12 protein-coding genes are annotated in these 14,717 nt (G+C 73.1%); 9 read left to right on the top strand and 3 right to left on the bottom strand.

Translation table 11 applies throughout. From position 1 onward, the window contains the following. Nucleotides 1-62: 62 nt before the first annotated feature. On the bottom strand, nucleotides 63-1,169 hold the full coding sequence (locus tag CXR04_RS02960; protein ID WP_101420344.1) for a chitinase: 1,107 nt from the start codon (nucleotides 1,167-1,169) through the stop codon (nucleotides 63-65). A 182-nt stretch (nucleotides 1,170-1,351) separates the two neighbouring features. Here CXR04_RS02960 and CXR04_RS02955 point away from each other — a divergent pair, with 182 nt between their 5' ends. The 7 genes from CXR04_RS02955 to CXR04_RS02925 all read left to right on the top strand — a co-directional run bounded on the left by CXR04_RS02955 (nucleotide 1,352) and on the right by CXR04_RS02925 (nucleotide 7,987). Then, entirely contained in the window at nucleotides 1,352-2,503 is a 1,152-nt protein-coding gene (locus CXR04_RS02955; protein WP_101420343.1) for a hypothetical protein, read from the top strand. A gap of 170 nt (nucleotides 2,504-2,673) precedes the next feature. After that, entirely contained in the window at nucleotides 2,674-3,450 is a 777-nt protein-coding gene (locus CXR04_RS02950; protein ID WP_101420342.1) for an ABC transporter ATP-binding protein, read from the top strand. A 51-nt stretch (nucleotides 3,451-3,501) separates the two neighbouring features. Beyond that, nucleotides 3,502-4,698 carry a hypothetical protein gene (locus CXR04_RS02945; protein ID WP_101420341.1) on the top strand — a complete coding sequence of 399 codons (1,197 nt, stop codon included), beginning with the start codon at nucleotides 3,502-3,504 and terminating at the stop codon, nucleotides 4,696-4,698. A gap of 130 nt (nucleotides 4,699-4,828) precedes the next feature. Beyond that, entirely contained in the window at nucleotides 4,829-5,647 is an 819-nt protein-coding gene (locus CXR04_RS02940; RefSeq protein WP_101420340.1) for an SAM-dependent methyltransferase, read from the top strand. Further along, nucleotides 5,644-6,447, top strand: a complete 804-nt coding sequence (locus tag CXR04_RS02935; RefSeq protein ID WP_101420339.1) for an ABC transporter permease — start codon at nucleotides 5,644-5,646, stop codon at nucleotides 6,445-6,447. The genes CXR04_RS02940 and CXR04_RS02935 overlap by 4 nt, the downstream gene beginning before the upstream one ends. 168 nt (nucleotides 6,448-6,615) lie before the next feature. Next, nucleotides 6,616-7,515: a DUF5753 domain-containing protein gene (locus tag CXR04_RS02930; protein WP_101420338.1), complete on the top strand. Its 900-nt coding sequence runs from the start codon at nucleotides 6,616-6,618 to the stop codon at nucleotides 7,513-7,515. Between the two features lie 217 nt (nucleotides 7,516-7,732). Beyond that, entirely contained in the window at nucleotides 7,733-7,987 is a 255-nt protein-coding gene (locus tag CXR04_RS02925) for a DUF397 domain-containing protein (protein WP_101420337.1), read from the top strand. A 24-nt stretch (nucleotides 7,988-8,011) separates the two neighbouring features. Here the strand turns inward: CXR04_RS02925 and glpK (CXR04_RS02920) are convergent, their stop codons facing one another. Both glpK (CXR04_RS02920) and CXR04_RS02915 read right to left on the bottom strand, forming a co-directional pair. Further along, the gene (glpK, locus tag CXR04_RS02920) at nucleotides 8,012-10,018 is read right to left on the bottom strand and encodes a glycerol kinase GlpK (RefSeq protein WP_101420336.1); all 2,007 of its coding nucleotides are present in this window, start codon (nucleotides 10,016-10,018) and stop codon (nucleotides 8,012-8,014) included. 69 nt (nucleotides 10,019-10,087) lie between these two features. Further along, nucleotides 10,088-10,855: an IclR family transcriptional regulator gene (locus CXR04_RS02915; protein WP_101420335.1), complete on the bottom strand. Its 768-nt coding sequence runs from the start codon at nucleotides 10,853-10,855 to the stop codon at nucleotides 10,088-10,090. Nucleotides 10,856-11,040: 185 nt separating this feature from the next. On the opposite strand from CXR04_RS02915, the gene glpK (CXR04_RS02910) reads away from it, so the two are divergent. Continuing rightward, complete coding sequence (gene glpK, locus CXR04_RS02910; protein WP_101420334.1) at nucleotides 11,041-12,600, top strand: glycerol kinase GlpK; 1,560 nt, start codon at nucleotides 11,041-11,043, stop codon at nucleotides 12,598-12,600. A 123-nt stretch (nucleotides 12,601-12,723) separates the two neighbouring features. Next, complete coding sequence (nhaA, locus tag CXR04_RS02905; protein ID WP_101420333.1) at nucleotides 12,724-14,628, top strand: Na+/H+ antiporter NhaA; 1,905 nt, start codon at nucleotides 12,724-12,726, stop codon at nucleotides 14,626-14,628. Nucleotides 14,629-14,717: the final 89 nt, after the last annotated feature.

Genomic DNA, 14,717 nt, shown 5'->3' with positions numbered 1-14,717 from the left:
GGTTGGACTTCTGTGCCGCCCCGGCCGCTCGCCGTGGGGTACGAGCGGCCGGGGCGCGCCGGTCAGCGGCCCTGCAGCGACTTGACGTTGTCGCCGAAGGACCAGCCGCGCGAGCCGTCCCAGTTGATCGACCAGGTCATCAGGCCCTTGAGGGCGCCGCCGAAGTGGCTCCACGCCTGGGAGACGAGGCCGGGCGCCATGTGGCCGCCGCCCGCGCCGGGCTGGGCGGGCAGACCGGGGGCCTGCTTGTCGTACGGGACGCGGATGGTGGTGCCCTGCACGACGAGGCCGCGGTTCAGGCACTCGGTCTGGGCGACGAAGCCCTGGACGGTGCCCGCCTGGTACGAGTCGCCGGAGCAGCCGTACATGCTGCCGTTGTAGTACTGCATGTTGAGCCACCACAGCCGGCCGTTGTCGGCGTACTTCTTGATGACCGGCAGGTACGCGCCCCAGATCGAGCCGTAGACCACGCTGCCGCCGGTGACGTACGCCGTCTCGGGGGCCATCGTCAGGCCGAAGCCGGGGGGCATCTGGGCGAGCACGCCGTCGATGATGCGGATGAGGTTGGCCTGCGAGGGGGAGAGCTGGTTGATGTTGCCGCTGCCGACGAGGCCGGTCTCGATGTCGATGTCGATGCCGTCGAAGTTGTACTGCTTGAGGATCGGCACAAGGGTGGCGATCACCCGGTCGGCGACGGCGCTGGAGCTGAGGTCGACGCCGGCCGCGGCGCCGCCGAGCGACATGAGGATGGTGGCGCCGCTCGCCTTGGCCGCGCACATCTCGGCCGGGGTGGCGACCTTCACCGTGCTGTCCATGCCGTCCTCCCACTTGACCGTGCCGTCCGAGAGGATGACGGGGAAGGCGGCGTTGATGACGTTGTAGCCGTGGGTGCGGAGGTCGGGGTTGGTGAGGGGCGTCCAGCCGAACGGCGGATGGACGCCGTTGGCGGCGCCGTCCCAGTTCTCCCAGTAGCCCTGGAGGACCTTGCCCGCGGGCTTGGGTTTGGCGGGACAGGTCTCGGCCGCCGCGGGTGCTGCCGCCGTCGTTCCCGATGCCGCCGTCCCGGCCGGTTCCGGCGGGGTCGCCGCCGCGGCGGGGAGCTGGGCGGCGAGCACCAGCGTGAGGCCGATGCCGAAGAGACGCAGCGTCCGGCTGATCGCAGACTGCATGACACGCTCGCCTTCTGGGCTGTGGGGTTGCCAGGAGAGGTACGTGTTGCGCTGCGGCACAAGGTAAGTTGGTCCAGACCTTTCGTCAAGAGGTCTGGACCAAAGGTCGCGGGGCGGGCCGCGGGGAAGCTGTTCGTGCCGCGTTCACCCGCGAGTTCGCGGCGTTGCCTAGCGTGCCGCCCATGCCCACCACGTACGACGCGGGAGCCCCCGCAGCCCCGGACGTCCCCGAAGTCCCCGCCGCCGCGGCCGGATTGGCCGCTTCCGCCGGGCCCCTGACCGTGCCGTCCCGCCGCCGCGTGCTGCGCGGGCTCACCGCGACGGCCGGCGCCGCCGGGTTCGCCGCGCTCGGCGCCGGCCCCGCACTGGCCGGCGGCGACCGGGGGCGCCCCGGGCGCCCGTTGCGGGTGCTCGTCGCGACGAACGAGCCGTGGGGTACGTACCACGTCAAGCCGCTGCTCGCGGAGGCCGCGCGGCGCGGCGTACGGATCACCCAACTCGTCCCCGACACCGCGGGAGTCCAGCCCGGCGACCCCGTACCCGTCGCCACGCCGCAGGCCGCGCCGCGCGCCGATCTGCTGGTCGTCACCGGCGCCGGTGACTGGCCGCTGGAGTGCGTCGCGCGCTTCCCGCGGCTGCCGGTGGCGGCCGGCTCGCTGGCCTACCTCGGGCCCCAGCAGGCCCCGGGCGCACGGCTGCTGCGGCCCCGGCTGCGCGCCGTCACCTCGTCCTCGCCGGCCGAGGCGCGCGCGTTCGGCGGCTATCTCGGCGTCCGGCGCCGGATCCGGGCGGTCGGCTCACCGCAGACCGACACGCTGCCGGAGCACCGTCCCGAGCCCGGCCTCGTGCTCGTCCTGACCAGCGTCACGCACCCCGACGGCACCGGCGGCGCCGCGCCCGGCACCGAACTGCTGCTCGCCGCGGCCGGGAAGCTGCAGGCCGCGGGCAAGCGGATCCTGGTGGGGCTGCACCCGCGCGAGGACCCCAAGCTGTGGGACGCGTACGAGATCAGCGACGTGCCGTCGCTCCAGGCCGCCGCGCGGGCGGAGGCGGCGGTCGGCATCCCGGGCACCGTCTTCCCGCTGGTCGCGGCGGCCGGGGTGCCGCTGGTCGGCGTCACCGGCGCCGGGCTGACGGTGCCGGACTACCTGCTGGCGGTGTGCTCCTCGACCATCGACGACCCGGCGGAGGCGGTGCCGGCCGTCACCTCCGCGCGGCTGCCCGCACCGGACGTCCTCGCCGACGCCGTCGGCCCGATCGGCGGCTCGGCCGCCCGGCTGCTGGACGTCTGGCAGCGCACGGCCCACCCGGGCCACCCGCACGACGAGCGCTGACCCGGATCGCGGGGTGCCCTCTTCCCCGTCCGTCGCCCGGAGGGCACCCCGCGTACCGGCGCGCGTTCCCATCCCGTAGCCTCTGTGGCCCCGAGCCCGCGGCGCCCGCCGCGGCGCAGGAACCTGCCCGGCGGTCCTGACCACCCGCCGGGGCGCCGGGAGGTGGGCCCATGACCGTCGCTGACGCCGACGAGGCCGCACCCGTGTCCGGTACGGGACCCGTCCTCTCCCTCGGCGCCGTCGAGAAGCAGTTCCCCGACGGCACCCGCGCGCTCGACCCCGTCGACCTCGACGTCGGCGCCGGCGAGTTCGTGTCCGTCGTCGGCCCCTCCGGCTGCGGCAAGACCACCCTGCTGCGCATCGCCGCGGGCCTCGTCCAGCCCACCGCCGGCGCCGTGGCCGCACGCGCCGACCGCCTCGGCTACGTCTTCCAGGACCCGACCCTGCTGCCCTGGCGCTCGGTGCGCACGAACGTCGAGCTCTTCGGCGAACTGCGCGGCGTCCCGCGCGCCGAGCGGCGCAAGCGCGCCGACGCCGCGCTGGAGCTGGTCGGCCTCACCGACTTCGCCGGCCACCGGCCCCGCGCGCTGTCGGGCGGCATGCGCATGCGCGTCTCCCTGGCCCGCTCCCTCACGCTGCGCCCCGAGCTGTTCCTGCTGGACGAGCCGTTCGGCACCCTGGACGAGATCACCCGCGAGCGGCTGGACGACGACCTGCTGCGGCTCTTCGCCGCCGAGCGGTTCGCGGCCGTCTTCGTCACGCACTCCGTGCTGGAGGCGGTCTACCTGTCCACCAGGGTCCTGGTGATGTCCCCCCGGCCCGGGCGCGTCTGCGGCGAGTTCACCGTCCCGTTCGGCTATCCGCGGACCGAGAGCCTGCGCTACGACCCCGAGCTGAACCGCATCGCGGCCGAGGTGTCCGCCTGCATGCGCGCCTCCGCCCGCTGAGCACCGCACGAAGAACCGACCGGCCCCCGACCCCCTCCGGAGGAACCCCCGATGCCCCTGAAGAGTCACCTGCGCTCCTTAGCCCTGCCGCTCGTCGCCGGCGTGCTGCTCACCACCGCCGCCTGCGGGGACGACGGGGACGGCGAGGCCGGCGGCAAGGAGTCGGCGCCCGCGGCGAAGAGCGGCGCGGGCTCCCTGGCCGGCGTGTGCCCCGAGACCGTGACCGTGCAGACGTCGTGGCTCCCCAACGCCACCGCCTTCGGCCCGCTGTACGCGCTCCTCGGTGACGAACCCGAGGTGGACGCCGACCAGAAGCGGGCCACCGCACCGCTGGTCGCCGACGGCAAGGACACCGGCATCTCGCTCGAACTGCGCGCCGGCGGCCCGGCGATCGGCTTCGCCGCCACCTCCGCGCAGATGTACACGGACGAGGACATCGACCTCGGGGTGGTCGGCGGCTTCGACGAGATCGTCCAGCTCTCCGCCACCCAGCCCACCACCGCGGTGCTGGCGCTGCTGGAGAAGGACCCGACGATGATCTACTGGGACCCGGAGACCTACCCGGAGTTCGAGACCATCGAGGACGTCGGCAAGTCGGGCACCACCGTGCTGTACTCCGGCGGTGACACGTACATGGAGTATCTGACCGGCACCGGGATCCTCAAGAAGGACCAGGTGGACGGCTCCTTCGACGGCTCGCCCGCGCGGTTCGTGGCCTCCGGCGGCAAGCTCGCCTCCTCGGGGTACGCGGCCGAGGACCCGTACATGTTCGAGAACGAGATCGACGACTGGATGAAGCCGATCAAGGGCCAGCTCGTCTACGAGGCCGGCTACCCGATCTACGGGCCCTCCCTCGTCGTCCGCCCCGAGGCGAAGGCCGAACTGGCGCCCTGCCTTGAGAAGCTGATCCCGGTCATCCAGCAGTCGCAGGTCGACTACCTCCGCGACCCGGACGCGGCCATCGCCACCATCGTGGACATCGCCGAGCAGTACAAGGGCGGCGACGTGCTCACCGAGGGCATCGCGAAGTACGGCATCGGCGAGATGAAGAAGCTCGGCATCGCCTCGGACGACGCCGAGGGCGAGGACACCACCGTCGGGAACTTCGAGACCGGGCGGGTCCAGGAGATCATCGACATCGGCGAGCCGATCTTCGCCGAGCAGAAGAAGCCCGTGAAGGACGGCCTGAAGCCCGCGGACGTCGTGACCAACGAGTTCCTCGACCCCGCCGTCGGACACGGCGGATGACCAGCCGCCCGACCGCCGGGCCCGCGCACCGCGGGCCCCGGCGGCGCGGTGGAGTACGCTGCCCTCCCGGCCCGCACCGCGGTGCGGGCCGGCACAGCCACGGCCGTACGCGGCCGATGCGGAGAGGAACATGAGCGACAACGGCATAGCCGACGGCCCCCACGGCACGTCGCCCCTGCCCGACCCCACGGCCCCCCACGCCTCCCGCACGTACGATTACCACCTCGGCGGCAGCGACAACCTCGGCCCGGACCGCGCGCTGGTGGACGAGGTCGAGTCCACCTTCATGCCGGACGTGAAGATGCGCGTACGCGCCCAGCGGCTCTTCCTGGAACGGGCCGTGCGCTACCTGGTCGGGGAGGCCGGCATCCGCCAGATCCTCGACATCGGCTGCGGCCTGCCGCAACGGCGCATGCCCAACGTCCACGAGATCGCGCACGGCATCGCCCCCGACACCCGGATCGTCTACGTCGACTACAACCCGGTCGCCGTGGCGCACATGCAGGCCCTGCACAGCGACGGGATCCTGACCGTCGCCTTCGCCGGCGACGTCCGGAAACCCGAGCTGATCCTCACCCACCCGGACACCCGCGCCGTGCTGGACCTCGACCGGCCCGTGGCCGTGCTCATGGTCGGGCTGCTGCACTTCCTGCTCGACGAGGAGGACCCGGCGGACCTGGTGGCGCGGGTCCGCCGCGGGGTCGTCCCGGGCAGTTACCTCGCCGCGTCCCAGATATCGGCCGAACTCGACTCCCGGGTCAGCCTGCTCACCAAGGCGTGGGCGCGCGGGGCGACGCCGATGGTGGAGCGCGGCCGCGCCGAGCTGGAGCGGATCACCGACGGGTGGGAGACGGTCGACCCCGGCGTCGTGGTCGCGCACCGCTGGCGCCCCCGGCACCCGGACCGTACCGAGGGAAACGCCTACACGCTGGTGGCCGTCAAGCCATGAACCTGCGCCCGCTGCTCCGGAGGCTGCCCGCCGTGCTGGTGGCCGGTGCCGCCGTGGGCGTGTGGTACCTGATCAGCATGGTGGTGCTGGCCGAGGACCGGCGCTTCCTCTTTCCGCCGCCGCACGACGTGGTGCGGGTGGGGTTCCTCGACGGCGACAACCGCGCCGAACTCCTCGACGCCCTGCTGCTGTCCGCGCAGGTCGCCTCGCTGGGGCTGCTCATCTCGGCGGTCGGGGCGATCGCGATGGCGATCCTGATGAGCCAGGCCCGGTGGCTGGAACGTTCCCTCTTCCCGTACTTCGTCGTGCTCCAGGTGACGCCGATCCTCGCCCTGGTCCCGCTCTTCGGCTTCTGGTGGGGCTACGGGTTCTCCACCCGGGTGCTCGTCTGCGTCATCATCGCCTTCTTCCCCATCCTCACCAGCACGCTCTTCGGCATCCGCTCCGCCGACTCCTCGTACCACGACCTGTTCCGGCTCCAGCACGCCGGCCGGCTGACGCGGCTGTGGAAGCTCCAACTGCCCGCCGCGCTGCCGCACATCTTCACCGGGCTGCGGATCGCCGCCGGGATGTCCGTGGTCGGCGCCATCGTCGGCGATTTCTTCTTCCGCCAGGGGCAGCCGGGCATCGGGGTGCTGATCGACCTCTACCAGTCGCGGCTGCAGTCCGAGCAGTTGCTCGCGGCGGTGCTGGTCTCCTCGCTCTTCGGCGTGCTGGTCTTCTGGTTCTTCGGCCGGCTCGCCCGGATCGTCGTCGGGGGCTGGCACGAGTCCGCGGACGAACCGGGCGCCAGGAGCTGATCTCCTCCGCTGCCCCGCCCGGTCCGGAAGCAACGAGTCCACCTCCGATCCGGTAGGCGAAAACCGGACGAAGGTTCGGGAAAGAGGCCCCGGGCGGGTATGATTCCGCGCTGGCGACGGGATGGTGAACCGACCGGCGGGGGAGGGGAGATGGCGGGGTCAGTACCGGTGGCCGGCGGGCGCCGGCTGCCCGGGGGCGGCGTGGACCCCGGCCGGGGCGGGCCCACGATCCGGCGGATCGTCCTCGGCTCCCGGCTGCGCAGGCTGCGCGTCAGGCGCGGCGTCGGACTCGACGCGGCGGCGCAGGCCATCCGGGCCTCGGTGCCCAAGATGAGCCGGCTCGAACGCGGCCAGGGCGGCTGCAAGGAGCGCGACATCGCGGACCTGCTGACGCTCTACGCGGTCACCGACATCCGGGAGCGCGAAACGTACCTCGCGCTGGCCCGCGGCGCCAACACCCCCGGCTGGTGGCAGCAGTACGGCGATCTGACGCCGCGCTGGCTGGAAACGTACCTCGGGCTCGAAGAGGGCGCGACGCTCATCCGCGGCTACCAGTCGCACCGCGTGCCCGACCTGCTCCAGACCCCCGCCTACGCCGCCGCGCTGGCGCGGCTGACGTACCCCGACGACAGCGCCAACGCCGTGGCCCGCCGCGTCGACCTGCTGGAGCGCCGGCAGCAGCTCCTCGCCAGGCAGGACCCGCCGCGCTGCTGGCAGCTCATCGACGAGGGCGCGCTGCGCCGCAGCGTGGGCGGCCCCGCGGTGATGCGCGAGCAGCTACGCCATCTGATCCGGCTGTCCAGCGCGGAGTTCCCGGAGATCGCGGTGCACGTCGTGCCGCTGCAGACCTCCGCCGCGACGGTGCTGGCCGGCTCGGTGACGCTGCTGCGCTTCGCCGAGGCGGACCTGCCGGACATCGCGTACCTGGAGCAGCTCACCGGCGCGCTCTACCTCGACGACGCCGACGACGTCGAGCGGCACCGGCTGGCCGTCGACCGGCTGGCGGCGCCGGCCACGGAGCTGACGGACACCGACACGTTCCTGCGGCAGCTCCTGCACACCACCTGACGGGGCCCGCCGCCCGCACCCCCTCCGCAGCCCCCGGAACCCCGCCGTCCGCCGGGGCTTTCCACCTGCTCCCGTACGGCAGTTCGGCCGGATTCGATCACCGTGTGCCACCGCGCTCCGAGCGCTCGGTGACAGCCGAATGAAATTTCATCTGTAAGTGCATCCGCAAGCACAGACGCAAGTACAGTACGCGGAAGATCAGTTGGAAGGAGCAGCCATGCAGGTCGAGAACGGTGTGTCCGCGGGCCGGCTGGGGAACGTCGAGTGGCGCAAGAGCCACCACAGCAACCCCAACGGCGAGTGCGTGGAGCTGGCCGGGCTGTCCGGCGGGGAGGTCGCGGTCCGCAACTCGCGGGACCCGCAGGGCCCCGCGCTGGTCTACGGGACCGCGGGGCTGGCCGCGTTCCTGCGGGCCGCCAAGGAAGGGGACTTCGACGACCTCGTCACCGGCCGCGGCACCGCCGGCGCCTGACCGCAGCGCCACGGGGGCGCGCGGCTACGGCACGGACTCGCCCGCCAGCGCCGCGACCCGGGCCGCGCTGTCGCAGCCGGAGGCGCGCAGCCGTCCGCGCGCCACGGCGTACGCGCGGCCCAGGGCGGCGCGCTCCTGCGCGGAGGCGCCGCGGCGCAGCGCGTTGAGGTGGACGCGCTCGCCGGCGGCGATGTGCCCGGCGGCGACGGTTCCCAGACGGTCCAGCGCGGTGTCGAACTCCGGCCCGGCGGGCTCGTCCATACGCAGCAGCGCCAGCAGGGCGCGTGCGAGCGCCGCCGGACCGTGGCCGGCGTCGTCGGGGCAGAGCGCGTACGCCGTCGCGCCGGTCCCGGCGTGCGCCGCCGCCCGGCCGGCCTCGACGTGCGCCACCAGCAGCCCCGCAAGCTCGTGCAGCACGGCGCGCCGGTCCGCCTCCTCGCTGCGCAGCGCGCTCAGCAGGTGCTCCACCCTGCGGTGGTCGGCCAGCACCAGGTCGACCACGTCGGCCCCCGACGGCGGCGGGCTCTCCGCGGGACGGGTCCAGCCGAACGTCAGGCCCACCGCGTGGCGCCAGTTGGCGTACTCCGCGGATCTGCGGCTCTCCGGCATCCGCGGCAGCCACTGCGCCGCCCGGTGCCAGTTGCGCCGCAGCCCCTCCAGGTCCGGCCAGTAGCCGACCGCGAGACCCGCCGCGTACGCCGCGCCCAGCGAGACCGTCTCCGCCATCATCGGCCGGACGACGGGCACGTCGAGGACGTCGGCGACGAACTGCATCAGCAAATTGTCCGCCGTCATGCCGCCGTCGACGCGCAGGCCGGAGAGCGCCAGACCCGAGTCGGCGTTCATCGCGTCCACCACCTCCCGCGTCTGCCAGCCCGTCGCCTCCAGCACCGCCCGCGCCAGATGCCCCTTGGTGATGTACGAGGTGAGCCCGGCGATCACGCCCCGCGCCTCGCTGTGCCAGTGCGGCGCGAACAGCCCCGAGAACGCCGGCACGATGTAGCAGCCGCCGTTGTCGTCGACGGTCTGCGCCAGCGTCTCGATCTCCGGCGCGCTGCCGATCAGCCGCAGCCCGTCGCGGAACCACTGCACCAGCGACCCCGTCACCGCGATCGAGCCCTCCAGCGCGTACACCGCCGGCTCGTCCCCGATCTTGAAGCCGACGGTCGTCAGCAGCCCGTGCCGGGAGGCCGCCGGGGTCTCGCCGGTGTTGAGCAGCAGGAAACTGCCCGTGCCGTACGTGCACTTGGCCTCGCCGGGCGCGAAGCAGGTCTGGCCGAAGAGCGCCGCCTGCTGGTCGCCGAGCGCCGCGGCGATACGGATGCCGGGGACGACGGTGGTGGTCGTGCCGTACGTCTGCGTGGAGGAGCGGATCTCCGGCAGCATCGCCTTCGGCACCCCGAAGAAGTCCAGCAGCTCGTCGTCCCACGACAGGGAGCGCAGGTTCATCAGCATCGTGCGGCTGGCGTTGGTGACGTCGGTGATGTGCAGCCCGCCCGCGGGCCCGCCGGTCAGGTTCCAGATCAGCCAGCTCTCCATCGTGCCGAACAGCACGTCGCCGCGCTCCGCCCGCTCCCGCAGCCCCGGGGTGGAGTCCAGCAGCCAGCGGATCCGCGGCGCGGAGAAGTACGTGGCCAGCGGCAGCCCGCAGAGCGCGCGCACCCGGTCGGCGCGCGGGTCCCGGGCCAGCCGCGCCGCCAGCTCGTCGGTACGGGTGTCCTGCCAGACGACGGCGCGGGCGGCCGGGCGTCCGGTGTGCCGGTCCCACAGCACCGTCGTCTCCCGCTGGTTGGCGATGCCCAGCGCGACGACCTGGCCGGCGTCTGCGCCCGCCTCCGCCAGCGTCCGCGGCACGATCCGGCGCAGGTTCCGCCAGATCTCCACGGCGTCGTGCTCCACCCAGCCGGGCCGCGGGAAGTACTGCTTGTGCTCGCGCTGCACCACGGAGACCAGCCGGCCCTGGGCGTCGAAGAGGATGCACCGGGTGGACGTCGTGCCCTGGTCCACCGACATCACGTACCGCTGCACCACGCCGCCCCCGCTCCGTACCGGCCGCCCCGCCCGGACGGCCCGTCTCGTCTCCTCGGTCCCGCGCGGCCGTCACCGCCGGGACGCGCCCAGGTCCCGCGACACCGACCTGGCCGTGCCGAGCACCAGCCCCACCAGGTCCTCGCGCAGCGTGCCGGAGCGCTCGCAGAGCCGCTCGGCCGGTCCCGAGATGCCGAGCGCGCCGACGACGAGACCGCCCGGGCCGCGCAGCGGCGCCGCGATCCCCGCCTCCTCCAGGCGCCGTTCGCCGTGCTCGCCGGCCCAGCCCGCCTCGCGCACCCGCCGCAGCTCCGCCAGGAGCACCGCGGGCGCGGTCAGCGTCCTGGGCGTGTACGCGGCCGGGGGCTCGCCGCCCAGCACCGCCGGGGTGTTCACGTCGTACGCGAGCAGCACCTTGCCCAGCGCGGTCGCGTGCGCCGGCAGCGTCGTGGCCACGTCGAGGGTCTGCTGCGGGTCGCCGGGCCGGAAGACGTGATGGACGACGAGGACCCGGCCGTCGGCGGGGACGCCGATGCGCACCGCCTCGCGGCTTCTGGCGGCCAGCCCGTCGGCCCAGTTCAGGGCGCGGGAGCGGAGCTCGTTGGCGTCGACGTGGCCCGAGCGGAGATCACGGAGCGTGTCGCCGATCCGGTACTTGCCGGTGTCGCGGTCCTGCTCGACGAATCCCACCTGCTGCAGCGTCCGCAGCAGCCCGTGCACCGTGCCCTTCGCCAGGCCCAGCGACCCGGACAGCTCGCTGACCCCGAGGCGGCCGGAACCGCGCGCCAGCAAGTGCAGTATCGCCGCCGCGCGTTCAACCGACTGAACCGGACCTGGCACGCGCCGACCATAAGCCTCCGCGCCCCGCCGGTGAAAGCGGGGTGCAGCAGATTCGTTCGACAATGTCGGCAGGGCGTCGTTGACGGCGGGTTTCCGCACTGGTCATGTACTCACCACGGGCCGGGGTGCCGGCGCAGCGGCACGGTCCCGGCGACCGATGCGACGTTTCGGAGCAGGAGCAGACCGTGACCGACGATTACAGCGCCCCCTCCCCGCAGCGCCCCGGCCCGTTCATTGCGGCTATCGATCAGGGGACGACTTCGAGCCGGTGCATCGTGTTCGACACCGATGGCCGGATCGTGTCGGTGGACCAGAAGGAACACGAGCAGATCTTCCCCAGGCCCGGCTGGGTCGAGCACAACGCCACCGAGATCTGGCGCAACGTCCAGCAGGTCGTCGACGGCGCCGTCGCCAAAGCCGGCATCACCCGCGCCGACGTCAAAGCCATCGGCATCACCAACCAACGCGAAACCACCCTGCTCTGGGACAAGAACACCGGCGAACCCGTCGCCAACGCCATCGTCTGGCAAGACACCCGCACCGCCGAACTCTGCCGGCAACTGGGCGGCACCGAAGGCCAGGACCGCTTCCGCGCCACCACCGGCCTGCCCCTCGCCTCCTACTTCGCCGGCCCCAAAATCCGCTGGCTCCTCGACAACACCCCGGGCCTGCCCGCCCGCGCAGAAGCAGGCGACATCCTCTTCGGCACCATGGACTCCTGGGTCATCTGGAACCTCACCGGAGGCCCCGGCCGCGGCGTCCACGTCACCGACGTCACCAACGCCTCCCGCACCATGCTCATGAACCTCGAAACCCTCGACTGGGACCCCGCCATCTGCCAGGCCATGGGCGTCCCCCAAGCAGTCCTCCCCGAAATCCGCTCCTCCGCCGAGGTCTACGGCCACGCCACCTCCGGCACCCTGACCGCAGTACCCGTCGCCTCCGCACTGGGCGACCAGCAAGCGGCACTGTTCGGGCAGACCTGCTTCGCCCAGGGCGAAGCCAAATCCACCTACGGCACCGGCACCTTCCTGCTGATGAACACCGCCGGCGAACCCGTCCACTCAGAAAACGGCCTGCTGACCACCGTCGGCTACCGCATCGGCCAGGCACCCGCCGTCTACGCCCTGGAAGGATCCATCGCGATCACCGGGGCACTGGTGCAGTGGATGCGCGACCAGATGGGCATCATCTCCACCGCCGCCGAAATCGAAACCCTCGCCCTGAGCGTCGAGGACAACGGCGGCGCCTACTTCGTACCCGCCTTCTCCGGCCTGTTCGCCCCCTACTGGCGCGACGACGCCCGCGGCGTCATCGCGGGACTCACACGCTACGTGACGAAGGCGCACCTGGCACGGGCGGTACTGGAAGCCACCGCCTGGCAGACCCGCGAGATCGTCGACGCCATGACCAAGGACTCCGGTGTCGAACTCACCTCCCTGAAGGTCGACGGCGGCATGACCGCCAACAACCTCCTCATGCAAACCCTCGCCGACGTCCTCGACGCCCCCGTCGTCCGCCCCCTCGTCGCCGAAACCACCTGCCTCGGCGCCGCCTACGCCGCCGGGCTCGCCGTCGGCTACTGGCCCGACACCGACGCCCTGCGCGCCAACTGGCGCCGCGCCGCCGAATGGACCCCCCGCATGGACACCCAAACCCGCGACCGCGAATACAACAACTGGCACAAAGCAGTCCAGCGCACCATGGGCTGGACCGAAGACACCCGGTCCCCGGACCTGCGGTGACCTCGGCGCCGTGCCGGAGCGCCGCGCACCGGGGGCAGGGCGTGCGCGGCGCGTAACATCGGTCCACGGCGGCGCCCCACGTCCTCGCGTCGACCACGGTTCGCGAGACGAGAGAGACCGAGCATGCCGCAGCCGGACGCCGCCCCGCCCGCCGACCGGACGACGGACGCCGGTCCGACCACCTCGGCCCGCTGGACGTTCATCCGCACCGAGAGCGGCAGCGCCACCTTCCTCGTCGCCGCCGCGGTCATCGCCCTCGTCTGGGCGAACGCCGCACCCGGCAGCTACGCGGACTTCTGGCACACCCACCTGTCCGTCGAGCTGGGCGACCGCGGTCTCGGCATGGACCTGCGCGAGTGGGTCAACACCGGGTTGATGACGCTGTTCTTCCTGGTCGTCGGGTTGGAGGCGCGGCGCGAGTTCGACATGGGGGAGCTGCGGGAACGGCACCGGATGACGCTGCCGTTCGTCGCCGGCGTCGCCGGGATGCTCGTACCGGTGCTCATCTACCTGAGCATCAACGCCGGCAACTCCTCCGCCTCCGGCTGGGGTGTCGCGATGTCCACCGACACCGCCTTCGCCCTCGGCGTGCTGGCCCTCCTCGGCAAGCGGTTCCCGCGGCGGCTGTACACCTTCGTCCTCACCATCACCGTCGTCGACGACTTCGTCGCCCTGGCCGTCATCGCCTTCGTCTACAGCAGCTCCGTGACCTGGCCCGCGCTGCTCGCCGGCGTGGTGTTCTTCGCGGCGATCCTGGTCCTGCGCTCCGCCCGCAGCAGGCGTGGCGCCGTCTACGCGCTGCTCGGCGTCGCGATGTGGGTTGCCTTCGTGGAGTCCGGCATCGACCCGGTCGTCGTCGGGCTGCTCATCGGGCTCGCCACGTACGCCTATCCCGCGCCGCGCAGCGAGCTGGAGCGGGCCAGCGGGCTGTTCCGCTCGTTCCGGGAGCAGCCCACCTCGGAGCTGGAGCGGGAGGCGCGGCAGGGCATCGCCTCGGCGATCTCCCCGAACGAGCGGCTGCAGCGGATCTACCACCCGTGGAGCAGCTATCTGATCGTGCCGCTGTTCGCCCTGGCCAACACCGGTATCCAGCTCGACGGCGGGCTGCTGTCACGCGCGTTCACCTCGCCCGTGACGCTGGGCATCCTGGCGGCGTACGTGCTCGGCAAGCCGATCGGCATCGTCGGCGCCACCGCGCTGACGGCGTGGCTGAGCCGCGGCCGGACGCGCCCGCCGGTCGGCTGGGCGGCGGTCGCCGGCGGGGGCACGATCGCCGGCGTCGGGTTCACGGTCGCGCTGCTGATCGCCACGAAGGCGTTCCACGGCGAGCAGCTCGCCCAGGCGAAGATCGGGATCCTCACCGCCGTCGTCTGCTCGGGTGTCGTGACCGCGCTCGTCGCCCTCGCCACCGCCCGGCTGCCGAAGCCGCGGCGCATCCGCGCGCTCCTGGGCACCACGCCCGTCGTCGTGGACCTCGCCGTGCCCGTCGACCACGAGCGCGACCACATCCGCGGCCCGCTGGAGTCGCCCGTCACGGTCGTCGAGTACGGCGACTTCGAGTGCCCGTACTGCGGCAGGGCCGAGCCCGTCGTACGCGAACTCCTCGCCGACTTCGGCGACATCCGCTACGTCTGGCGCCACCTGCCGCTCACCGACGTGCACCCGCGCGCCCAGCTCGCCGCCGAGGCCGCGGAGGCGGCGGCCGAGCAGGACGCGTTCTGGCCCATGCACGACCGGCTGCTCGCCGCACAGGACCGGCTGACGCCGCGGGACCTGCTGGAGCACGCGGCGGACCTGGGGCTGGACGTCGAGCGGTTCCGCCGGTCGCTGCAGGCCGGCAGCGGCGCGGGCCGGGTCACGGCGGACACGGAGTCCGCGGACCTCAGCGGGGTCGCGGGCACGCCGACGTTCTTCGTCAACGGGCGCCGCCACCACGGCGCGTACGACATCGCCAGTCTCTCGGCCGCGGTACGGGCGGCGCGGGCGCGGGCGATGCTGGCGGAGGAGGACGCGGAGGAAGAGCAGTGACCGCCGGGCGCTGAGCGCCGCGGCGGCCGGCCGGTGCACGGCGCCGCGCCCCGCCGGCGCGCGGGGTCAGGCGCGGGCGGGGCGCGGAA

The sequence above is a fragment of the Streptomyces sp. CMB-StM0423 genome (assembly GCF_002847285.1).
Taxonomy (GTDB): Bacteria; Actinomycetota; Actinomycetes; order Streptomycetales; family Streptomycetaceae; genus Streptomyces.
The sequence above is the reverse complement of the archived record's forward strand: the minus strand, read 5'-3'. Positions and strand labels throughout refer to the sequence as shown.